The organism is Enterococcus sp. AZ077 (assembly GCF_051714965.1).
Lineage (GTDB): Bacteria > Bacillota > Bacilli > Lactobacillales > Enterococcaceae > Enterococcus_B > Enterococcus_B hirae.
This window is the reverse complement of sequence record NZ_JBIOSX010000001.1, coordinates 1,793,828-1,816,781: the sequence shown is the minus strand read 5'-3', so window position 1 is coordinate 1,816,781 and position 22,954 is coordinate 1,793,828. Positions and strand designations below refer to the sequence as shown.

Below are 22,954 nucleotides of genomic sequence, written 5' to 3'. Positions count from 1 at the left end.
ATGAGTAAATGGAATGTCGTTTTAAGTACAACAGAACCATATAATTATGTGGGGATGATTCAAGTTCGACAAGGAGATGTTTCAACCCAAAAATTGGTTGTTGAAGTGGTGGAACATGGGATATTAAAAACATTCGATGGCCTAGTGCCATTTTTTATTAACACAACAAAATTTGGCGAAAACCAACCTGTTGAACAAAAAGTACAAGAATACAGTCCAGGACAAGCAAGGCTTGTTTATACGTTAAGTGAGCCTGACTGGCAATGGGGCGGTGAAAACACCGCACATTTCAGTTTCCGATCACTTAATGGTGATGGAACTTGGAGTGAACAATTTAGCACACAGGATTTTACCTATCGAGTCATTTCTGGAATATCTAGAAGCCAGTTACGTGATTCTGGCTATGTGTGGACCTTTGAGGATTTGCTAAGAAAATTCAAAGATTACATGGTTCAGGGCAAAAATGACTGGGAGCAGTGGTTAGAAGATAATCGTGAAATACTGGAAAGTATCGATCCAGGTGGTACGATCATTAACATTCTGAATGAAGCGAAAGGAAATTATGAGAGTTTAGCTGATCGCTTAGATGACATTCAAAATAAAAAACTTTCTGTGTCTAGTTCTGTGCGACAGATTACAGACGGTGGATATTCTGTTCCGTCTAATTTTGATGAAGTTATTGCCAACATTGATCATCAGTTATTTAACGTTGCGTTCATCACAGATACTCACGTCGATGGGATGGGGAAAGAAAGTGCTTTTACAACAGGAGATAGTTCGACGAATCCTAGGCGTTGGAGTACTTTAGCAAAATTTAAAGAAATGGCCAAACAATGTGATGTGACTGTTTACGGTGGAGATAACTGTGATTGTAATAGTGGGCGTACAGGAGAGTTCAAGATTGGTGTTCGTGACTTTGGGCGAACACATTCAATGGCCATACAAAAACGTTTCGCAAATTTTGCTAGTGTATGGAAAAAAGATGTCATCGTTTGTCGTGGAAATCATGATACTGGAAAAATTCCTTATGCTTGGATAGGTCATACACCAGAAACTTGTTTAAATAGTGCGGATATGCACCATTTATATAATGGCACATTCGGTGGTCGTTTATTCCCAGATAAAGGAATTGCAATCTATCGCATTGATACAGATGATTATAGTGATGCACTTGATAGCAACGGTCAGTATAAAGAATTCAGTGGCCATACAAAAGATGGGGAAATAGGGAAAATCGGAGCAGAACAATTGAAAGACTTCGGTACTTTCCTCACGAACTTAGATCGTAGCTATCATGTTTTATTAGTAGGTCATATTCCATTAGATGATTCCGCAACAGGTGTATGGAATACTGCAGCATTACGGATACTTATTGATGGGTTTAAACAAGGTGTGTCAGTAACCATTGATTATGATTCGCTAACTGGAGAACCATCGGAGTCCGTTACAGGAAGTGAAGTATTTGATTTTAGCACAAAAGGACCAGGTGTTATTATTGCCTACATTTGCGGGCATGAACATTGGGAAACGGTGAGAAATCTCGGTACTTTGAAAATGATAGTTGGAACTTGTGCATTTACTAAAGATACTAGTGTTGATTTTGAAGCTTTTTATCAATTGTCAATTGATAAGACAGCAAGAACGTTGATAATGAATGGCGTGGGACGAGCAACAAAACGGTCATTTTCATATTAAAGGAGTGATGGATAATGTTTGAAGATATGACAAGAGAAGAAGCAATTGATCACATGTTAGAACAATTTGCTATTCATTGTGATGGTAACGACCAACAAGCACATGCGCTTGCTACCGAGAAAAATGCAGGTTTTGCTTCACCTGAGACTGTAGCACAAGCAACCGGCCATTTAATTAAGGATAATTACTTAAGTGAGAAGTATAGTTTCTGGAATATTCCATTCGGTCATTACGCTACTGTGTGGGCATGGGCTGACGAAATGGGAACGCCCGATCCAATGATCCCTGGACAAATTATCCAGTTACACGTTTTCGGGGAACACTCTCAACGTAAGACTTATGTGATGATTGACGTATCAAACGGAAGTATTTTTTATATCAATTCAAGCAAGGAAGGCGGAGAAGGTGGCTACAATTCAAGAAATTGGAAACGAATTGAACAAGTAACGAAACTGTGGAAAGCGGGCGATTCAGATTGTAAGGTAGGACAAAACATGAATTTAACGGCTAGTACACGTCGTTTTAGTCGTTTACGATTTCATGTCAAGGGTTTAGGTACACAATTTACGCTTGAAACACCAGCGGTAGATAACCCAGTTATTATGTTCACGGGTATAGGTTCATCCGAAAAAAGTATTTGGAATATTCGAATAGAACTTACTAATTATCGTGACAACGTGGTGTTACGTTTTACTAAATGTCGATTGGCCACTATTCATGGAAATGGAACTATAGATTTTACAGATGACACAGGTTTTACGATTGCAGGTATCGAAGGGATTTATTAATACGGTGACTCCTCTATTTAATTATTAAGGAAGGTGATTCAATGGAAAAAAAGACAGGAGAAATCATTGTTCCAACAGAACCGACAAATCCACCAGCGAAAGTCACTGGATTTACTTTCAAATCCTATGACAAAAAAGCTGGCTTATTACAATTTGAAATTAAAAATCAAGACGGAAGTCCAACTGATTTAATCAATGCGACTGTCCGTCTTTTTATGTATATCTATTCTGGTGAAGAGAAAAAAGAATTTCCTATTTTTGACAACCAAATCATTACTGAAAGCTACATGCAAGGTATTGTAAAATATTTAATTCCTGATATGTTACTTGCTTATGAAGGCAAAGTTGATGCGAATGTTTATATTGACTTTCCAGATGGCAGTCACACCGACAACTTGGCTTTTACTTTCAATATTGAGAAATCTATCATCGATAGAGATGTTCAACTAAATGGAGAATATTATTTCAAAGACTTTCAACAACTGCTCGATGGAATCAAGCAAGAAACAACAGATGCAGTGAATGAGGCCTTAACAAATGTAGATTCTACAATCGAAAAGGCCAACCAGCAAATAAATAACTTTGTAGAGAATGCAGCACAGTCAATTGATCAAAATGTTGTCGAGGTAACAGAGGAATTAAAAACAACTCAATCTAATATTGATACTGTTTCTCAAAACGTTGTTTCAACACAAAATGAATTAACGTTAATCAAAGATAAGATGAACCAAACCAATCAGCAAATCGGCGATCTAGGCAAGCTGAAGAAAATGTACAGTAACAGCATCGATTTCGGGGGCTATGATTATAGTGGTAATCCGAATTTAATGGCTAATATAAACGCTGACAGCTTCTCGCAAGGTACTGGTGCTTTATCTGTTGTGGATGATGGTGACGAGGTAGTGGTCACACTTGATCCAAACCATAAATTAGAGATATACAAAATGAAAAGTCAACCAGCTCTGATAGTAGGTAAAACATATACCATGAGTGTAGAAATTATGCTGGAAGATGATTTCACTGGAGACCCTAGTAAGATAGTACTACGATATTTTAGAATGCCTCAGTGGGTTCCAGCACTAACTACGCCTAATACATTAACTACCGCTAAAGGTGTATGGCAAAAACTAACTGTTACCGCTAAAATGACTACTGTGATAGATAACGCTGAAAGTTGGTATATACTGCTATATAATCAAGACGCTAATAACAGCCTATCTGGTAGACTACGTTTGAGACACGCTAAACTTGAGGAAGGCTCTACAGCCACACCATATCAGCCAAACTTACTTGATGACCCTTACTGGCTAGGTAAAGCGCCTTTGGGTGAGAATATCGCAAACAAAGATGTTCAGTTTCCTATTACTACAACTGAATACTCTGTTTATTCAAAAGCCAATGTAGAAGACTACAAAGTTAACCAGAAATATGTGTTAACTATGAAAGCAACCAAGCCAGCAACTCAGCGATTTATAGCATATCTAAACGGCGGTACAATTAAAGCTGCTGTTTTGTATCCAGTTGAAGGATTAACAGATACATGGCAAGGAGAGTTCACAGTAACACAGGCTAGCATAGACGCAGGCGCACTACGAACTCTAGCTGTATATCAGTTTCCAAGTGAAACAAAAGGTACTGTAAAAATAGACTGGCTCAAGATTGAAAAAGGAGACACCAGAACCCCTAATATTAGTCAGTTTAAATACTTCGGTGAAGGCTTGAAAGATAGCGATAATCCAAATGATTACAGCTGGAATATCACGCCTGATTATGGTGAACAATATTTTGTCACTAAATCTAGCACTGAAAAAGGCTTAATGGTATATAAAAATCAATATATTACAACCGAAAATTGGGATGATATTCAAGAGAGTGGGATTTATTATTGTGCTGGTGCAACCGGTGAAAATATGCCTGTTCAAGGCCCATTATACGGTAATCTTATTGTCATTAAATCTGCCGGAGTAATTATCCAACAATTTTTATCGAATGGTATGTTTTATAAACGTGCGATGATCGGTTATCCTATGGCATGGAATCCTTGGAGCAAATTAGCGAGTGATGCTTCGGTTGTGCATTCTTCAGGAAATGAATCTATTGATGGCTTTAAAGACTTTCGACAAACACCAACAGTGAATAATGTACCAGTAGCTTTAGATCGTTTTGTTTCAAAAACAGTAAAAACAACGAATACAACAGATTTCACCAATGAAAGTTCAGTCAGATTTGAACGAGATGGACGAAGTGTAGTAGCCAATTTTTCGATCACAAATAAATCAGCAAATTTTGCTGGATGGAAAAATTTAATGGCTTTTCCAAAAGGATATACTCCAACTTCGCTAAAGGATTGGGGTGGAACTTTGGCGAATAAAACCAATCGAAATCCTGCGTTATCTGTTTATGCGAATGGTTCGGGAATTGTTGTGATGGTTTCTACTACAAATTTACCAGAAAATCAAGAGTGTTCTGGAACCGTCAGCTATTTTACAAATGATGTATGGCCGAATGAATAGGGGGAATGAATAATGAAAACAATGTATGAATATATGTATCCAGTGGGTTGCAAGGTATGGGGAAGTATGCCAGATGATTTCCCAGAAGGAGTGCCTTATACCTCTGTACCACCATTGCTAGATGTTCCATTAGATCGTCAATTTTGGAATCCAAGCGAACGGAAATGGGAAGAAGTTGTGACTCAAGATGTTTCTAAAAAATTAGCTCTGCTAGAAGATTTATCTGAAGGGTTACAAGAAGATAATAAAATATTGAAACAAGCGAATGAAGAATTAACAAAAAGAGCTGATTCGTTAGCACAAATCAATTCAAAAACGATGCTCACAACTATTCAAAACAGTAAAGAAATCGATTTATTGAAAGATCAACTTCAATCTTCGAAAAATGAAGGGGGAGAATAAGATGTATTCCTATGAAGATATCAAAATGATGTATGACTGGAATTGCTTTACTGCAGATCAAGTTCGACAATTTGTTCCGTTGTGCATTACAGAGGAAGAAGCAGATAAAATTATTAATAAAGAAAGTTAAGGCATACTCCCTGGAGTATGCTTTTTTTGTTGGAAAGTTGGTGAACTATGAGTATTGATGCGATTATTTCTGCTTTAAGTATTGCAGGAACCTTAGTTGGTACGTTTGCAGGCATTGTTTTTTCAAACAAACTGACCATTTATCGAATTGAACAATTGGAGAAAAAAGTTGAAAAGCATAACCATATTGTTGAACGGACTTTTCTATTAGAAGGACGGATGAATGAAGCAGAACATGATATTCAGGAAATGAAAGGAGGCGAGAAGAAATGATTTTACCCGATAAATATTATCAAATTATTAAATGGACAGTTTTAACAGTATTGCCAGCTGCATCTGTATTAGTAGCGACGTTAGGGAAAGCATATGGATGGAATGGAACAGATATGACAGTACTCACTATCAATGCAGTAGCAACATTTTTAGGCGTTATCACTGGTGTGTCGGCTTATAATTTAAAAAAATAGGAGGAAACAAATGAAGAAGAAAATTACTATTACTGCGATGAGCCTATTAACGGCTCTTTTTTTATTGCCAATTAATGGGTTCGCCTATACGATTAACAATGAATTTAATTTGGGCCCAAACGAAGGTAGCTCACAAGTAGCAAATAATCAGTATATTTTACTTCATGAAACGGCTAACGAAACAGCAACCGGACGCAATGAAGCGCAGTATATGCAACGTTCATGGACTAGTGCTTACACTGCTTACATTGTGGGAGATGGCGGAATTGTTTATCAAGTCGGTCAACCTGGTTATGTACAGTACGGTGCTGGTTCGTACGCTAATGCCAACAGTCCTGTGCAGATTGAGTTACAGCACACACATGATAAAGCAACGTTTGAGAAAAACTACAAGGCATACGTTGAATTGGCTAGAGATTCAGCAATGAAATATGGTATTCCATTAACATTGGACACGCCTTATAACCAACCAGGAATCAAATCGCATTTATGGGTAACACAAAATATTTGGGGGGATCATACAGATCCTTACGGTTATCTTTCTGAAATGGGCGTAAGTAAAGAAAAATTAGCATATGATTTAGCTCATGGATTTACCGATGAAAATCCAACTACTTCAGATGATAAACCAGTCATTGATCCAACTAGAGCAGGTGCTGCAAATCCTACGCTGACAGATGGAACAAATTACGCCCACATTGATCAGTTTGGAGAAATCGAAAACGCAAACTTGCATGTAGCTGGATGGCACATTGCTAACTATAAATACGAGTATATCTTCATTATGGATTACAATACTGGGAAAGAACTAGCTCGAGTAAAAGCTGATGGAATTTATAGACCAGATGTAAATCAAGCGTATGGGACATTTGGAAACGTTGGCTATCATGTATCTTTTAACATGCGCAACTTCCCTAATAAGAAAGTCTATGTCATGATGCGGGCAACGAATGATCCAGAAGGAAACACTAAAGGCGGTGCGCAAGATTTCCATGACAAACGTTGGTATTTAAATATTCCTAAACGATAAAAATAGCTCCTCGTTGAGGAGCAGTACATAACCGTATTGACAACTATAAAAATTATTCGATAAAATAGTGATGTTATCGCATAGTTTTACTCTCACTCATAACTAATCATATTTCGAGCTATGCGATAATAGGTTGGTTGCCAACAATGTTCCTCCTTTTTAGTAAACACATTGTTGGTAATAACCTGTACCCTTAGCTCAGTTGGTCAGAGCAGACGGCTCATAACCGTCCGGTCGTAGGTTCGAGTCCTACAGGGTACATAAGATAAATTCAGTTCATTAACCGTTTGTCGAACACTTACCCGATTAGAATTTTAAATACGTTTTTGACTACGTTTTGAAATTTAGTTAGTGCTAGTATTTTATAACTAGAAGCAAAAAATAGGGTATTTTGCTAAAATATGTTAGTAATTTTCTTTTATTGCCAGTTATATATAAATCCTGTACCTTCCTTATATACCAACGGTTAGACACGATTTAGGTCGTGTCTTTTTTGTTGTGTTTTTTAATCTGAATTATTTTTTGACTCCCCCGAAAGATTATTTTTATGGTGAGATATTAAACTCACACTTTACACAAAAAATAAATCAATAGTGTTTAAGTAGCAGCTTCTTGGAATAAGCTTGAATTTTTCAAACATGGAAAGATGTTTAAAAAATTCTTTCTTGTTGTCATTGGAGCTACCCGAAGTTTTCATAACCTCTTTTTGTATTCCGAATTTCCGTCAGATGCCTATCGATAGTTATTGTAATTTTTGTCTCTTCATGAACGATATCATTTAGAAGGGGGAATTTATGAATGTTTCAAAAATTATGCGGTGTTATTTGTTTGGAGTACTTATTTTTCTTGTAAAGTTTTATTAACAAGTAATGAATACTTTTTTAGCCGAATATGGTTGATCAAACGCTTTGGAAAACCAATGAATGAAACCTGTTAATCGTTATGTTTATTTTTGATAAAGTGACCAGTTTGTTCATTATTTAAAAATAAAAGGATGAAAAAAATATAGGAAACAGATGCCTCTGTGTTATAATTGCTGGGATAAATTATAAAAAGGAGTTTAATAATGTACTGGAATAAAAAAAGAATTAATAAAGAATTATTTTTTTTGCTTTTAGTTATTTGGCTTGGTTTTTTATTTTTCAATCTATATATGCCATCATTTAGAGCAGACGATTTAGTTTACTCAAATAGATTAGACCAACTAGGGTATTTAGGAGCTTCGATCGAACATTATAAAACTTGGAGTTCGAGAATTATCATAGAGCTGTTTATGATGTTTTTTTCTAAACATTTTCTGCTGTGGAAATTTGTCAATTCAATCATCATGTTGGGCACGGTTCTGATGATTTGTAAGTATGTTTTTGAAAAATTGGATGGTAAGAACGTGTTGCTAGTTACATCTGTCTACTGCTTAGTCCCACTTACCGTGATGGGGGAAACAGGCTGGGAGTCGACAACTTTGAATTATCAATGGTCCGTTTCATTTTGCTTATTCGCTTTTTTCCCATTCTTCCAACGCTTAAAAGGAAGAGCTATCACTCCTAGTATTTATTGGTTTAGTTTGCCTTTCCTGATATTTGCTGCTAACCAAGAACAAGTGAATGCGTGCTTTTTTACTTTAACGGCCATTATAACTGGCTATTTATTATATAAAAGAGCATATCATCGCCTATTGATTCTCCCATTGCTCATAAGTTTTATTGAGTTACTATTTTCGTTGACAACACCGGGGAATGCCATCAGGACATCTCAAGAAATTAGCAAGTGGTTTCCTCAATATGATCAATTTGGCTTTATCACTAAATTGGATTTGGGTATTTCTTCTTTTGGAAAGCCTTTTTTTCTAGATACAAATGTATTGTTCTTAATTTTGTTCTTATTTGTTTTTTTACTTTCTTATAACAAGTGCAAAAATTATTATAGCCGCTTATTATCTGCTATACCTTTTTTCTTGAATCTGATTATCTATCTAGGGAATACGATGGGTGAAAGTTTTATACACATTCGTGGCAATAGTCGTGCACAAATATGGGATAGCAGTCACTTAACAAAGCTATTTACCGATACTGGAACGAATCTGTCACTTACTCGTCCTGGATCATGGCTAGCGACTTTACTTGTTTTAGGTTTATTGGCTTGTTTGCTCCTAGGGATTTACTTAAGTTTTGATAATAAAAAAACAGCATCTTTTCTTATATTGTTAATGATGATGGGCGCTTGTTCAAGAATAATTATGGGATTTTCTCCTACGATCTGGGCTTCAGGAATGAGAACTTATTATATTTTATATATAGTTGTAGGAATTTTAGTGTTAATGCTGGTAAAAGAATTGTTGAAAACCTGGAATCCGAAAAAAGCAGAACTCGTACAATTTAGTTTGACTATGCTGGGGATTGGGACCATTGTTTTGACCATCATAAATAGATGAAAATAAAAAAAGACTCAAGTTGTAGGAAATCCAACAGTTAGATCACTAACTATTGAGATCGTTACAACTTGAGTTTTTTTATTTCTCGCTTTGATAGTTTTTTGGATTAATTTTTTCAGTCTCTCTGATAATATACACTGGACGTTGTTTGGTTTCTAAAAAGATTTTTCCAATGTATTTGCCAATTATTCCAAGACACAATAATTGGATACCTCCGATAAACAAGAAAATCGAGACCATGGAAGGCCAACCAGCTGTAGGATCACCATACAACAGGGCACGTAAAATAATAAATAAAATAGCAAGACCTGAACCAATACATGATAATGCCCCCACGAATGAAGCAATTGTTAATGGTGCATCTGAAAAGTTGACGATTCCATCAATAGAGTAATTAAATAATTTCCAAAAAGACCAAGAGGTTTCACCAGCTACTCGTTCACGGTTTTCAAAGGAAATATACTTGGTTTTAAAACCAACCCAACTGAACAAGCCTTTCGAAAAGCGGTTGTATTCAGTTAATTCCAAGATAGCATCAACCATTTGGCGAGTCATTAAACGGAAATCTCTCGCTCCGTCAACCATTTCAGTATCACTGATTTTATTGATTAGCTGATAAAATTTCTTAGCAAAAAAACTACGGATCGGTGGTTCACCGTCACGAGTCGAACGACGAGTACCGACGCAATCAATATCAGATTGCATAATTGTTTCAATCATTTCTGGTAATAGATCAGGTGGATCTTGTAGATCAACATCCATTACAGAGACAAGGTCGCCAGTAGAAGCTTGTAAACCGGCATATAAAGCAGCTTCTTTCCCAAAATTTCGAGAAAAGGAAATAAAGCGTACATATTCATGGTCATTAGCTAATGCTTTGATTGCTTGTAATGTATTATCTCTTGAACCATCATCAATAAACAAATATTCAAATTCATGTATTCCCTTAAATTTTTCGACCTCGTTAAAAAAAAGAGGAACTGTTTTTTCTTCGTTATAGCATGGAACCACAATTGATACTTTCATAACATTACCCTTTCCAATAAAGATCCTTCATAATAATAACATGAATGAATCAAAAAAAATATAGTTTTAGAGATAAGTAAACGAACAAAGTCTTCTCAGCTATGTTCGAAGAAATAGAAAAGAAAATATAAACCAGATACTAGGCGAGATGAGGTCAGATCTAGTTAGGTTTATTTGTAAGTGGAAAATATATTCTTGTTTTTAAACGAGATTGTTCCAACGGAATTTCTTTCACGACAAGAAGGTTCAAGAGTAAAATCAAACAAGTCTTATTGGAAATCGTTCGTAACTTAATTAGAGCGGATTATTTAGTAAGAACTATCTTTTGATTGGTTAAATGATAGAGATGATTAAATAATAATGAATATTTTTCAAGTCTTTGCTAAACAAAATAGCTTCCTTAGTCAAAACATGTTAAATTAATTAATAGGACTACTTTTTTTATAGTAGAACTCAAAAATATTCACTGTTATTTCATGTGACGAAACTGTAAGAGAGCTATTATTTCAAGATTTAATAGCCTCTATGATAAGATGCTTATGGACGAAACAAAGTAATAGTAATTATTATCTAGGATGTGAAAAATAAAATGTGTGGAATTGTAGGATTTATTAACGACAAAGACAATAAAAAAGCAATCGTAAACGACATGATGGATCGAATCGTTCATCGGGGACCGAATAGTTCGGGTGATTATATTGACCAGCATGTTGCTTTAGGATTTAGAAGATTAAGTATTATCGACTTAGAGGGTGGAAAACAACCTATCTATAATGAAGATCGAACAAAAGTCATCATTTTTAATGGGGAAATCTATAATTACCAACCTCTTAGAGAAGAGCTGATTGCAGCTGGACATGTTTTTCAAACACATGCGGATACAGAAGTATTGTTGCATGGTTATGAAGAATGGGGAACTGATCTATTACAAAAGGTTCGGGGTATGTTTGCCTTTGCAATCTGGGACAATAAACGCAATGAATTATTTGGTGCTCGGGATCATTTTGGAATCAAACCATATTATTATGCGGAAATGAACGGCACATTTATGTTCGGATCAGAAATCAAAAGCTTTTTACCACATCCAGATTTTCATAAAGAATTGAATAAAGAAGCCTTGAAACCTTATATGACATTTCAATATTCACCATTAAATGGAGAAACCTTTTTTAAAGGGGTTCACCGTTTGCCAGAAGGTCATTATTTCACTTACAAAGATAATAAGTTAGCGATTCATCAATATTGGGATGCTAATTTTGAAGAAAAACAAAACTATTCACGGAAAGAATGGATCGATAAGATTGATGAAACAGTTGAAGCATCGATTAAAGCACATACGATCAGCGATGTAGAAGTTGGCTCATTCTTATCTAGTGGGGTAGATTCAAGCTATGTGACTTCTGTATTAAAACCTGATCATTCTTTTTCAATTGGGTTTGATGATAAAACATATAATGAAGCTATTGAAGCTAGAAAGTTAACAGAACTTTTGGACTTAGATAATACAGCAGCTGTCATCGATGGAGATATGTCATTTAAAGCTTTTCCTTTGATTCAATACCATTTAGATGAGCCAGATTCGAATCCTTCATGTGTCCCACTTTATTTCTTAGCAAACTTGGCTTCGCAAAGTGTTCGAGTTGTCCAATCAGGTGAAGGGGCAGATGAACTATTTGCGGGATACCAAACTTATGGGTTCCATACGAATTCAAAAGTTATTCGTGTCATTGCTCAAGGGTTGAAGAAACTACCAAAAGGAACACGTTATAACTTGGGACGAAAAATTGGCAAGATGAAAAACTTCCACGGTAGAATCCATTTATATGAATCTTTAGCTCCTGCGAAAGAATATTTTATTGGTCATGCCCGAGTGTTTGAAGAAAACGAAGCGTCAGATATTTTAACACAAGAATACCAAAAGGCTCCTTCCGTTCAGGAGATTATGGCAGTCCATTATGCTAAAACTGAAAAAATCGAAGATGAAGTGAACAAAATGCAATACGTTGACCTTCATCAATGGATGCCAAAAGATATTTTATTAAAAGCGGATAAATTATCAATGGCTAGCTCACTTGAAGTACGCGTACCGTTACTTGACATCGAAGTGATGAGATTGGCAGAACAGATCCCAAGTAAGTATCTGTTAAATCAAAATAATACCAAAGATATTTTCCGACAAGCAGCAAATAAACATTTGCCAGAAGAATGGTCTAACCGTGTAAAACTTGGTTTCCCAGTACCAATCAAAGCTTGGTTGAAAGAAGACCATGGCTATCAACAAGTCAAAGAATTATTTGAGGCTGATTTTGCCAAAGAATTCTTTGATCAAGAAAAAATTATGAAGTTGTTAAATGACCATCATGAAGGGCGTCATGAAGAACAACGAAAAATTTGGACGATTTTCAGCTTTTTAACTTGGTATAAAGTTTTCTTCATTGACGAAGAAATCCCTAAGGCTGAAGCAATTGATTATGTAACAGTCTAAAAAGTAATCAGTTAGCGAAGCAAAAGAACATCCCGCTTCGAGCGGATTGATTTTATTGCTTTTTAACAGTGAACAACTCCTCCTTTATTGTGGAGGAGTTGTTTTTTATTAATAGTTTATTTCTCTTTCTTTCGTTCCGTCTTTTTTGTAGATAATTAATGATGTGTTTTTGTTTTGAGCAATTTCTTTCCCTTTTTCAATCGCTTTTTCTTTCGTATCAAAATGATTACTTGCTTTTTTAGCTCCTTCTGATTGGACAGTCCACTTATCTTCTTCAAATTTTACGATCACGTTGGCTGTCAATAATTTAGAAGCTCTTGGATTTGTGTCGTGAGAATCATGCTTTGTTGGATTTTTTTCTTGAGAAAACTCTTTTTTTTCAGTAGAAGTAGCATCTTCTGACCATTCTTTGGCTTGTTTGATAGCAATCGGAATAGCACGATCATCAGGATAGCCTTCTGCAAGCAAGGCGTTACCGATATCGATTGCTTTCTTTCGTGTTAACTCTTCTAAATTTTTCATTGCAGGCGGATAATCTTTCATATTCCAAGGCATAAAATCTTCCTCCTCAAAAATTATTTATACTTCAAGTGTAAGCGCAATAGTTGGAAAAGGAAAAGATTTTGTTTAGCAAGTAGTTATTTAGATAACTTTCGTCAAGTAGTTTTACTTAACAAATTTTGTAAAAAGGCTAGCAATCTAGTGGAAATCATGGTAAGATAATCAAGTCTGAGAGTCATCTTAGAGGATTCTAGTAAAAAATGGGAGGGAAAAACATGCGCGTAAACATTACTTTAGAGTGTACTTCTTGTAAAGAACGTAACTACCTAACAAGCAAAAACAAACGTAACAACCCTGATCGTTTGGAAAAACAAAAATATTGCCCACGCGAACGTAAAGTTACTTTACACCGTGAAACTAAATAATTAGTTCAGCGTAAGTCTAGAATCCTTTTTAGGAAGCTAGACTTTTTTTAATAGTGAAGGTTGAATGAAACCATAAACCTGACAAGTGACTCTTTTTCTTGTAACAGGGTCGTTTTTCTTGTATGATTGAAATCGTTTGTTCAAATTCAGTTTGAGAGGATGAAACACATGTTTATTTCAATCTGGGCACAAGACAAGAATGGTTTGATTGGAAAAGATGGCCTGCTTCCTTGGAGGTTACCAAACGATATGCGTTTTTTTCGGGAACATACGATGGATAAAATATTAGTGATGGGGAGAAAGACATATGAAGGCATGGGCAAATTGTCTCTTCCTTATCGGCATATCATTGTGTTAACTACTCAAAAAGATTTTAAAGTAGAAAAAAATGCGGAAGTCCTTCATTCGATTGATGAACTTTTGGCATATGCAAAAGATATACCTGAAGATATCTATGTGTCAGGAGGAAGTCGAATTTTTCAAGCTTTGTTACCAGAAACAAAAATCATCTGGCGAACATTAATTGATGCAGAGTTTGAGGGGGATACATTTATTGGAGAAATCGATTTTACAGGTTTTGAATTAGTGGAAGAACATGAAGGAATTGTCAACCAAGAAAATCAATACCCTCATCGATTTCAGAAATGGCAAAAAATGAGCAAAGTGGTTTAGCACATAGTTAAATAAAAAAAGACGTTCACTCCAATTTGTAAAGAAAGGAAGGTGAACGTCTATTCTTGTTCAGGCGATTTATTTCAAATTCTTTTTGATATCATTGACCATATTTTGACTAGCTATTGGACCATTATAGAGCCAACTAGATTCAGGACCAAATTCTAAGACATGATTTTCTTTGACGGCTTTTAAATTTTGCCAAGTTGCTTCATTAAACATCGCAGCTTTTTCATCACTGTTGACTAAGATGAGATAGTCTGCATCTAACTCTGCTAATTTTTCTGCAGAGACAGCTGACCAATCTGAAGTTGCACTTTTAGAGATTTCAGTAACTAGATTTGGCACACCAAATTTTAGATCGCCGTAAATGATTCTTCCACTTGAACGTGTTTCACTTACCATAAATGCTGAGTTATTCGTTACCCATAAAACAGCAGCCGTTTTGCCGTTGATTTTATCTGCGAGTTCTTGTCTAGTGGCTTTCACCTTTTTTTGGTAATCAGTAATGATTTTTTCTGCTGCTTGTTCTTTATTTAATGCTTTTCCGATATCTTTTAGTTGGGTTTCCCAAGTGACATCATTCCCATTTTTTACGACATAGGTTGGCGCAATTTTGCTGTATTGCTCGTATTTACCTCCTTCAACTGTAGCCGAAGAAGAGATCAATAAAAGATCGGGTTCATAACTTAAGACTTTTTCATACGGAAGATCATAAGAGATCGTGGGAACATCTTTTAATTCTTTTTGTAAATAATGTTGAATCGATCCACTACCAACTGTCCATTGAGCAACAGGTTTTTCACCTAAAGCGATAAGATAGTCTTCGAGGTAACTCCCGATGATTCGTTTTGGTTGATTAGGGATCTCGACTTTATGACCCAAGGCATCAGTCACTAAGTGAGTTTTTGCAGTTGTTTCATTACCTGCTGTGTCAGTTGAATTGGATGAATTATTTGAAGAAGAGCAGGCGCTAAGTAAACTAAGCAGCAACACTGTGGCCCCAATGGTAAAGATATTCTTTTTTAGTTTCATTTTTTCCTCCTGAAGGGATTTTCATTGATAATCATTCTCAATTGATATTATTCCTGACAATAGTGGTCATGTCAACTATTTTCGGGAAAGAGCCATTTAGAGTAAAACTTGACGAATTTGTGAAGGAGCTTCATAATTGAGAATGATTTTCAGGGAAAGGATGAAAAATTTGACGACGATTGAAGCTGTTGATATTACAACGGGTTATTTAAATAAACAAGTGATTGAAAAAATGTCTATCAAGATACCAGAAGGAAAAGTGACAAGTTTGATTGGTCCTAATGGCAGTGGTAAATCAACTTTATTAAAAAGTTTTACTCGACTGTTACCTGTCAAAGAAGGAAAGATTATCGTAGATGGATCTGAAATTTCTACATATAGTCCTAAGATGTTAGCGCAAAAAATTGCACTGTTAGCCCAAAGTAGTGAACACCCTTTAGGCATGACTGTCGAAGAGGTGGTCTCTTATGGTCGTTATCCTTATCAAAAATTTTTTAGTGGATTAAATGAAGAAGATCTACATGCTATCCAATGGGCGTTGGAAGCGACACAACTAACTAAGTTGAAAGAAAGGGAGCTTTCGAGTCTATCAGGTGGACAAGCGCAACGAGTTTGGATTGCGATGGCTTTAGCCCAAGAAGCGGATATTTTGATTTTAGATGAGCCAACCACTTTTTTAGATCCTGCGCATCAATTGGAAATCTTACATTTACTGAAAGAGATCAATCATATCAAACAGACAACCATTTTAATGTCGATCCATGACATCAATCACGCTTCTCGCTTTTCTGACTATTTAATTGGGATGAAAGCAGGACAAATAGTGGTTCAAGGCACACCTGATGAAGTAATCACAACGTCATGGATGAGGGAAATCTATGAAATTGAAGCGCAGATCATCGAATTGCCTGAAACGAATAAACCCGTTGTTTTGTCTTACGATTTAATCAATGATCGTAAGGAGGATGAACAATGAAGACAAAGAGGAAACGAATGATTCTTTCCCTATTGTTGCTAGGAGTAGTTAGTATATTTTTCTTTGCGTTAGCCAATGGAGCGGCGGTTGTCGACTTTTCTAATTTGTGGCAAGCGATTTTTAAATTTGACGACTCAGTTCAATCGCAGTTGATTATCCGAACGATTCGGTTGCCTCGAGTGCTGGGGGCTTTCTTAGTCGGAAGCTGTTTTGCTCTTAGTGGCGCATTGATGCAAGGGGTGACACGGAATCCTTTAGCTGATTCAGGGTTATTAGGAATTAATGCAGGAGCATCGCTTGCAATGGCTCTTTGTTTTGCGTTTTGGCCACAAGCTTCTGCTTTTTCTGTTTTTTTACTGTCATTACTTGGTTCGTTGATAGTTACGTTATTTGTTTTTGGTTTCTTACGTTTTTCAAAAATGGGGATGAATCCACTTCAATTGATTTTAGCAGGTGTTGCGATCAGTACTTTTTTTACAGCTATTAGTCAAGCGCTGACACAACTATTCAATTTGCAACAAGACTTGGCGTTTTGGTTCGTGGGAGGCGCTGCGAATGTCACTTGGCATCAATTGGAAATTTTGGCTCCGATTTATCTGTTGACAGTTAGTGGCTCTTTTTTGCTAGGTCGCTCCATCTCGTTGGTCAACTTAAGTGAGTCACATGCCTTGGCATTAGGAGGTAACCCTGGACGGATCAGATTTTTTGCATTTGTATTAGTGGCGGGGTTAGCTGCAATGGCGGTGTCGTTAGTTGGACCAGTTTCATTTATTGGATTGATGGTTCCACCAATCGTCCGAGGAATCATTGGTTCCGATTATCGGTATGTTTTACCAGCCTCTTTTTTAGTAGGTGGAGGATTAGTGATGTTGGCGGATTATGTTGCACGAATGATCAATCCGCCATTTGAAACGCCATTCGGCTTAATTATTTCCTTGATCGGTGTACCGTTTTTACTACTCCAAGTAAGGAGGGAACAAGGATGAAAAGAAGTTACCAATCACTAGTTGTTTTATTTGTTTTATTAGTTGTTAGTATAGTTGCAAGTTTAATGATTGGCACATCATTTATTCCATTTGATCAATTAGCTGAGGTGTTTCAAGGGAAGGGTTCGGCAATCCAAGAGTTGATTGTTTATGAATTTCGTGCCCCTCGTCTATTAATCAGTCTTCTTGCTGGTATGTGTTTAGGTATTTCAGGCTTTATCTTGCAGGGAGTTACCAGAAATAGACTAGCTGATGCTGGCATATTGGGCATTAACGCTGGAGCAGGTTTTTTCGTTATGATTTATTTGGGCTTTTATGCCAACCAAACTTTTCCGTTTTTACTATTGATCGTGGCTTTTCTAGGCGGCTTGCTTGCAGCTTTACTTGTGTACTTGTTTGCTTATACGAGAAATAGTTTTTTAGGGATGAACCGGCTTTTACTATCAGGAATTGCAGTCAATGCTGGATTGTCGGCATTGATGCTTTTATTTACGATTAAATTGTCGAAAGAAAACTATGGTTTTGTTAATGCATGGTTAGCAGGTTCACTTTGGGGAGCTAGTTGGCCATATGTTTTCTCATTGTTACCTTGGGCAGTCATTTTGCTTCCTTTCGTGCTGATTTACAGTCGACGAATTGGTTTATTATCTTTTGGTCAAGAAAGAGCGCAAAGTCTAGGATTAGACGTGCAGAAAAGTCAAAAAATCCTATTGATACTCGCTGTTGCTTTAGCCTGCGGAAGCGTTGCGGTAGCTGGCAGCTTATCTTTTGTCGGTTTGTTAGCTCCTCATTTGGCTAAATTTGTCGTCAGAAGAGAAAATCAACTGTCCTTGATCTTGAGTGGATTATTTGGGGCATTTTTTGTAACGATTGCAGATGTTCTTACACGAGTGATTCTACCAAGTGGTGAGATTCCTACTGGGATTTTAATTGCGGTCCTAGGAGCTCCATATTTCTTATATTTATTATTTTCCAAACAAACGATTGCTTAGAAAATAAATACGGGGAAGAAACGATTGTGTTGAGTAAGCAGTGTTTCCCAAAGTAGTTTCTCGTTATTTTGAGACTACGATTATTCTGACTATTCAAATGAAAAGAGTGAATCAGAGGTCGTGAAGGCATCGGAAAGCTCCAATGACAATAAGAAAGAATTTTTTTAACAGCTTCTCATGTTTTGAAAAATTCAGGCTTATTTCAAGGAGCTGATGCGTGAACACCGTTTACTCGTTTTTAGAATAAAGAGTGAGAGTGATGTCTTAAATTCTGTTTATAAAACTCTTTTTATTTAAAAAGTTAAATTGCTATTTTTACTATTTTCCGCTACCATTTTAACGAGAGGTGGGTTGATACGTTTGAGTCATATTAAAGAAAAACTTAGAAAACTTGGCATTGAAAATTTACAAAAGATTGCTAGAAGTGAACAGAAGCAGCAAAAAGAGCAAAAAATTTACCAACAACTCTTTCAAAGTAATGAATGGCAGCAAGCAAAAGTGGTTGGTTTGACGATGGCAAATGAGATAGAAGTGGCTACGACCCCAATTATTGAAAAGGCATGGGAAGAGGGTAAAACCATACTTGTTCCTAAGACATTGCCTGAACGTCAAATGTGTTTTTTTAAAATTGATCCGGATACCCGATTTGAACGCACCGCTTTTGGCGTACTGGAGCCATTATCTGATCATTCTTTTTCACCGGACGCTATCGATTTGCTGATCGTTCCAGGGGTTGTTTATCATCAAGATGGTTATCGGATTGGTTTTGGTGGAGGCTACTATGATCGCTATCTAGCCAATTATCCGAACCAGACATGTAGTCTGGTTTTTCAAGAACAAATAAACAATCAATGGGTACCAGAAAGTTTTGATAAAAAAGTGCAACACTTGTTTATCGATAAATAATAAGGAGGGTTACATGAATTATCAACAGAAATTAAAATTAAACGCTTGGCTAAGAAGACCAATTTTGACTTATTTGTTTTTAGCGATACAAACCATCGTGTTTGCAATGATGGAGTTCTTTCCATTTTTAAATATTCCAGCATATTTAGGCATGTTTGGGCCGTCTATTGTAGTTGGAAATGAATGGTGGCGGCTTATTACACCGATTTTCATTCACTTTGGACTGGTGCATTTTGTCATGAATTCTTTGATTTTATATTTTATGGGAGACCAAATTGAAACACTCTACGGCCATTGGCGTTTTTTCTTGATCTATTTGTTTAGTGGTATCCTTGGGAATGCGGCGAGTTTTGCATTCAACGATCTTGGCGTTCTATCTGGTGGAGCAAGTACTTCTTTGTTTGGTTTGTTTGGTGCGTTATTCATTCTTGGATTTCATTTCAAAAATAACTCTCAGGTTCGCCAATTGATTCGTCATTACATGTTGTTTATTGTTATCAGTTTTGTATTTGGTTTGACGGATACCTCAGTCGATATCTGGGGGCATCTCGGTGGGATTGTTGGTGGCTTGCTTATAGGAAATATCATCGGCCTACCACAGAAAGTGACCAATTACTCAATTCATCAAAAAATCCTATCTACGCTTGTTTTTGGATTTCTTTTGATAATATGTGTTTTATTGGGTTTAAAAAACTACGGATTACTTGTATAATGTGAAGGAAGTGCTTTGAGATGGAGAGCTTATATGACGTGCAACAACTGCTCAAACGATTTGGCATCTTTGTCTATGTTGGGTCACGTATCTATGATATTGAATTAATGACGATTGAATTGAAGAATCTTCATGACAGTCGTTTGATCGATCATGATACATACATGACAGCGTGGCGCATACTAAAACGAGAGCACCGAGTGGAAGAAAGCCGAAAGAAAGGAAACTTGTAATGGACAAAAAAATTATTGGGATTGATTTAGGTGGAACAACAGCAAAATTTGCAATTCTAACACCAGAAGGAGAGATTCAACAAAAATGGAGCATCGATACCAATATATTGGATGACGGTAAACATATTATTCCGGAAATTATCGAGTCAGTAAATCATCGTATCAAATTATATAACATGAATGCTGAAAATTTCATCGGAATCGGTATGGGAACACCAGGAAGTGTCGATAGTGAAGCAGGTACAGTGATTGGAGCCTACAATTTAAATTGGACTGAACTTCAATACGTAAAAAAACAAATTGAAGAAGGAACTGGAATCAAATTTGCTATTGATAACGATGCGAACGTTGCTGCTTTAGGTGAGCGCTGGAAAGGTGCAGGGGAAAATGATCCTGACGTTATTTTTGTTACCTTAGGAACGGGTGTCGGTGGCGGAATCGTTGCTGCTGGGAACTTGATCCACGGCGTTGCTGGTGCAGGTGGCGAGATTGGACACATTACAGTGGACCCAGAAGGTTTTGAATGTACATGCGGTAAAAGAGGGTGCTTAGAAACAGTTTCAAGTGCAACAGGTGTAGTTCGCTTAGCACGTTTCTTAGCAGAAGAGTATGCCGGAGATTCAAAATTAAAAGCAATGCTTGACAATGGAGAAGAAGTAACAAGTAAAGATATTTTTGAAATGGCACAAGCAGACGATCCATTTGGTCTGATGGTCGTTGATCGTGTTTGTTTCTACTTAGGATTAGCTTGCGGTAATCTAGGGAACACTATGAACCCATCAAGTATTGTTTTAGGCGGCGGAGTATCTGCTGCCGGGGAATTTTTACGTAGTCGTGTTGAAAAATATTTCAACCAATTTACGTTCCCTCAAGTACAACAATCAACAAAAATCAAATTAGCAGAATTAGGAAATGAAGCTGGCGTGATCGGTGCTGCTTCATTAGCCTTGAAATTTGCGGAATAACGTGGAGGAATGACATGGTTTTATGGGTAATTAACATCATTTTGCTATTGATTATTCTTGCTATTGTGTTTTGGGAAGTTTATCTACGAGTAATGGCAAAACGTTCTGCAAAAACACTGGAAGAAGAAGAATTTCGTGATGGGATGCGTAAGGCACAAGTCATTGATGTTCGTGAAAAAGACGTGTTTGATGCAGGACATATTTTAGGGGCAAGAAATATCCCTTATACTGTTTTAAAAGATTCATTAGGATCTATCCGAAAAGATCAACCGGTGTATATCTACGACCAAAAGAAAAGCTTAAGTATTCGTACAGCGAATAAGTTAAGAAAAGCTGGCTACCAAGATATCTATATCTTAAAAGGTGGATATGATGGCTGGTCTGGCAAGATTAAAAGTAAAAAAGTATAGAACGTCATGACGTCAAATTATCGGTCAATCCTGATGAGTTGTGTAAAGTCAAATCTGGGTCAGAATGAACCTCATTCTGTCTCAGATTTTTTGTTATTTCATTTGGAAGGAAAATGGGGCTGAAGAATCAACTTTGATTCTGTAGTAACCACCAGAAGTTAGATTTTGGTCTTACTTTTTGGGATTGATACATTCATCAGTTCCACAAATGATAGAGCCAATTTATCAGAAGTTTTTGTATATAAAGTAACAGATACTTTTTAGAAAATTGCATGACTGATTATTCGATTAGGCAACGGGAATAAAAAGAATTCATTAGATCGCACAAGATAAAATACTAAATTTTATTCTTTCCAGAAATAAAAGTTCTATCTCCATTGCGTACGTCATGTATGATGATTCAATGATAAATCAAACAATGGGGGAGAAAAGAAAATGCCAGAAATATCTAATGAAACTTTCACTGAGCAACAACCTGCAGGAGTAGTAAAAAAAGAAGAAATAACAGAAAAAAGAAAAAAGGAACTTGATAAACTTGTTGGAACGATTGAGGTTTCACTAGCTGGTAAATTAAAAGGAAAGACATATGAGGAGATCGTTGAATCGGTTGTGTCTAAGATTATAAATAAGAAGGTAGAGCAATCTGAACTTGGGAGAGTATTATACTCACTAGATCTTTCTGCCCAATTATATCAGCAGGTCGTAAAGGATTATAACATAAAACGCTTAATCAGCCATGATGGTCCAAGCCAAAGTAAAGTCTCTATAACCAATTCTGTGGTTATAGAAAATATAGAAAGCGCAATAGATTCTCCACAAATAATAATAGAAGATCAATCGGTCGAACAAAAAGATAGTTCAAAACCAGAAAACATTCAAGAACAAAAAACAAGTAAGTTGACCACAGAAAAGCTAACGTTTAGGAAAAGGATTAAGAAGTGGGGTCAATCGTTAAACATTTTCAGAAAGAGTAACACAGATAAACCAGAGAATATAACAAATTGTCAAGGAATTGAAATGGATAAGGGTGGGGTACCTTTAAAAAAAATATTGAGACGACAATCGAGCGAAACTAATGATGATTGTCATAAGAATAACCAACGCCTATACCCTGTCCCTCTCGAAAAGGGAGATAGGAATCACTAGCAAGTATCCATAAATCGTGCAAAATTGAA

At 36.4% G+C, this 22,954-nt stretch carries 24 protein-coding genes and 1 tRNA gene; 22 read left to right on the top strand and 3 right to left on the bottom strand.

What is annotated here, in order from left to right; genetic code table 11:
- The 10 genes from IGL28_RS08235 to IGL28_RS08190 all read left to right on the top strand — a co-directional run bounded on the left by IGL28_RS08235 (window position 1) and on the right by IGL28_RS08190 (window position 9,455).
- Window positions 1–1,695: a BppU family phage baseplate upper protein gene (locus tag IGL28_RS08235; RefSeq protein ID WP_197725770.1), complete on the top strand. Its 1,695-nt coding sequence runs from the start codon at window positions 1–3 to the stop codon at window positions 1,693–1,695.
- A 14-nt stretch (window positions 1,696–1,709) separates the two neighbouring features.
- On the top strand, window positions 1,710–2,483 hold the full coding sequence (locus IGL28_RS08230) for a hypothetical protein (protein ID WP_081122922.1): 774 nt from the start codon (window positions 1,710–1,712) through the stop codon (window positions 2,481–2,483).
- A gap of 41 nt (window positions 2,484–2,524) precedes the next feature.
- Window positions 2,525–4,996, top strand: coding sequence for a BppU family phage baseplate upper protein (locus IGL28_RS08225; protein WP_081122924.1), 2,472 nt, complete (start codon window positions 2,525–2,527; stop codon window positions 4,994–4,996).
- Window positions 4,997–5,008: 12 nt separating this feature from the next.
- The gene (locus tag IGL28_RS08220) at window positions 5,009–5,398 is read left to right on the top strand and encodes a hypothetical protein (protein ID WP_081122925.1); all 390 of its coding nucleotides are present in this window, start codon (window positions 5,009–5,011) and stop codon (window positions 5,396–5,398) included.
- Window position 5,399: 1 nt separating this feature from the next.
- Entirely contained in the window at window positions 5,400–5,528 is a 129-nt protein-coding gene (locus tag IGL28_RS08215; RefSeq protein ID WP_080292486.1) for an XkdX family protein, read from the top strand.
- A gap of 47 nt (window positions 5,529–5,575) precedes the next feature.
- Window positions 5,576–5,800: a hypothetical protein gene (locus tag IGL28_RS08210; RefSeq protein ID WP_081122927.1), complete on the top strand. Its 225-nt coding sequence runs from the start codon at window positions 5,576–5,578 to the stop codon at window positions 5,798–5,800.
- Window positions 5,797–5,994, top strand: coding sequence for a phage holin (locus IGL28_RS08205; RefSeq protein ID WP_002319084.1), 198 nt, complete (start codon window positions 5,797–5,799; stop codon window positions 5,992–5,994). Before IGL28_RS08210 ends, IGL28_RS08205 begins: the two co-directional genes overlap by 4 nt.
- 10 nt (window positions 5,995–6,004) lie before the next feature.
- A complete protein-coding gene (locus tag IGL28_RS08200; RefSeq protein WP_368022282.1) occupies window positions 6,005–7,024 on the top strand; it encodes a peptidoglycan recognition protein family protein in 1,020 nt (339 codons plus the stop codon).
- Between the two features lie 187 nt (window positions 7,025–7,211).
- A tRNA-Ile gene (locus tag IGL28_RS08195) sits at window positions 7,212–7,285 on the top strand.
- An 805-nt stretch (window positions 7,286–8,090) separates the two neighbouring features.
- On the top strand, window positions 8,091–9,455 hold the full coding sequence (locus tag IGL28_RS08190; protein ID WP_081127390.1) for a DUF6056 family protein: 1,365 nt from the start codon (window positions 8,091–8,093) through the stop codon (window positions 9,453–9,455).
- Between the two features lie 78 nt (window positions 9,456–9,533).
- On the opposite strand, the gene IGL28_RS08185 is transcribed toward IGL28_RS08190, so the two are convergent.
- The gene (locus tag IGL28_RS08185) at window positions 9,534–10,481 is read right to left on the bottom strand and encodes a glycosyltransferase family 2 protein (protein ID WP_010718832.1); all 948 of its coding nucleotides are present in this window, start codon (window positions 10,479–10,481) and stop codon (window positions 9,534–9,536) included.
- A 589-nt stretch (window positions 10,482–11,070) separates the two neighbouring features.
- Between IGL28_RS08185 and asnB the strand changes: the two genes are divergently transcribed.
- Window positions 11,071–12,966, top strand: coding sequence for an asparagine synthase (glutamine-hydrolyzing) (gene asnB / locus IGL28_RS08180; RefSeq protein ID WP_081127392.1), 1,896 nt, complete (start codon window positions 11,071–11,073; stop codon window positions 12,964–12,966).
- 108 nt (window positions 12,967–13,074) lie between these two features.
- Here the strand turns inward: asnB and IGL28_RS08175 are convergent, their stop codons facing one another.
- A complete protein-coding gene (locus tag IGL28_RS08175; RefSeq protein ID WP_081127393.1) occupies window positions 13,075–13,521 on the bottom strand; it encodes a DUF2188 domain-containing protein in 447 nt (148 codons plus the stop codon).
- A 206-nt stretch (window positions 13,522–13,727) separates the two neighbouring features.
- Here IGL28_RS08175 and rpmG point away from each other — a divergent pair, with 206 nt between their 5' ends.
- Entirely contained in the window at window positions 13,728–13,892 is a 165-nt protein-coding gene (rpmG, locus tag IGL28_RS08170; protein ID WP_002320810.1) for a 50S ribosomal protein L33, read from the top strand.
- A gap of 168 nt (window positions 13,893–14,060) precedes the next feature.
- A complete protein-coding gene (locus IGL28_RS08165; protein ID WP_438843944.1) occupies window positions 14,061–14,564 on the top strand; it encodes a dihydrofolate reductase in 504 nt (167 codons plus the stop codon).
- A 78-nt stretch (window positions 14,565–14,642) separates the two neighbouring features.
- Here the strand turns inward: IGL28_RS08165 and IGL28_RS08160 are convergent, their stop codons facing one another.
- Window positions 14,643–15,599 (bottom strand): ABC transporter substrate-binding protein, encoded by a 957-nt coding sequence (locus tag IGL28_RS08160; RefSeq protein ID WP_081127395.1) that lies wholly within the window; start codon window positions 15,597–15,599, stop codon window positions 14,643–14,645.
- Between the two features lie 142 nt (window positions 15,600–15,741).
- Between IGL28_RS08160 and IGL28_RS08155 the strand changes: the two genes are divergently transcribed.
- The 9 genes from IGL28_RS08155 (at window position 15,742) to IGL28_RS08115 (ending at window position 22,925) form a co-directional block, all read left to right on the top strand.
- On the top strand, window positions 15,742–16,575 hold the full coding sequence (locus IGL28_RS08155) for an ABC transporter ATP-binding protein (protein ID WP_172595703.1): 834 nt from the start codon (window positions 15,742–15,744) through the stop codon (window positions 16,573–16,575).
- Window positions 16,572–17,561, top strand: a complete 990-nt coding sequence (locus IGL28_RS08150; protein WP_081204098.1) for a FecCD family ABC transporter permease — start codon at window positions 16,572–16,574, stop codon at window positions 17,559–17,561. Before IGL28_RS08155 ends, IGL28_RS08150 begins: the two co-directional genes overlap by 4 nt.
- Complete coding sequence (locus tag IGL28_RS08145; RefSeq protein ID WP_081127398.1) at window positions 17,558–18,553, top strand: FecCD family ABC transporter permease; 996 nt, start codon at window positions 17,558–17,560, stop codon at window positions 18,551–18,553. The genes IGL28_RS08150 and IGL28_RS08145 overlap by 4 nt, the downstream gene beginning before the upstream one ends.
- A 360-nt stretch (window positions 18,554–18,913) precedes the next feature.
- Entirely contained in the window at window positions 18,914–19,459 is a 546-nt protein-coding gene (locus IGL28_RS08140; RefSeq protein WP_081127400.1) for a 5-formyltetrahydrofolate cyclo-ligase, read from the top strand.
- Between the two features lie 13 nt (window positions 19,460–19,472).
- Window positions 19,473–20,171 (top strand): rhomboid family intramembrane serine protease, encoded by a 699-nt coding sequence (locus tag IGL28_RS08135; protein ID WP_081127401.1) that lies wholly within the window; start codon window positions 19,473–19,475, stop codon window positions 20,169–20,171.
- Between the two features lie 20 nt (window positions 20,172–20,191).
- Window positions 20,192–20,404 (top strand): YqgQ family protein, encoded by a 213-nt coding sequence (locus tag IGL28_RS08130; protein WP_010718842.1) that lies wholly within the window; start codon window positions 20,192–20,194, stop codon window positions 20,402–20,404.
- Window positions 20,404–21,369: an ROK family glucokinase gene (locus tag IGL28_RS08125; RefSeq protein ID WP_010718843.1), complete on the top strand. Its 966-nt coding sequence runs from the start codon at window positions 20,404–20,406 to the stop codon at window positions 21,367–21,369. Before IGL28_RS08130 ends, IGL28_RS08125 begins: the two co-directional genes overlap by 1 nt.
- A gap of 14 nt (window positions 21,370–21,383) precedes the next feature.
- Complete coding sequence (locus tag IGL28_RS08120) at window positions 21,384–21,779, top strand: rhodanese-like domain-containing protein (protein ID WP_010737800.1); 396 nt, start codon at window positions 21,384–21,386, stop codon at window positions 21,777–21,779.
- 435 nt (window positions 21,780–22,214) lie between these two features.
- Window positions 22,215–22,925, top strand: a complete 711-nt coding sequence (locus IGL28_RS08115; RefSeq protein WP_081127403.1) for a hypothetical protein — start codon at window positions 22,215–22,217, stop codon at window positions 22,923–22,925.
- Window positions 22,926–22,954 lie beyond the last annotated feature (29 nt).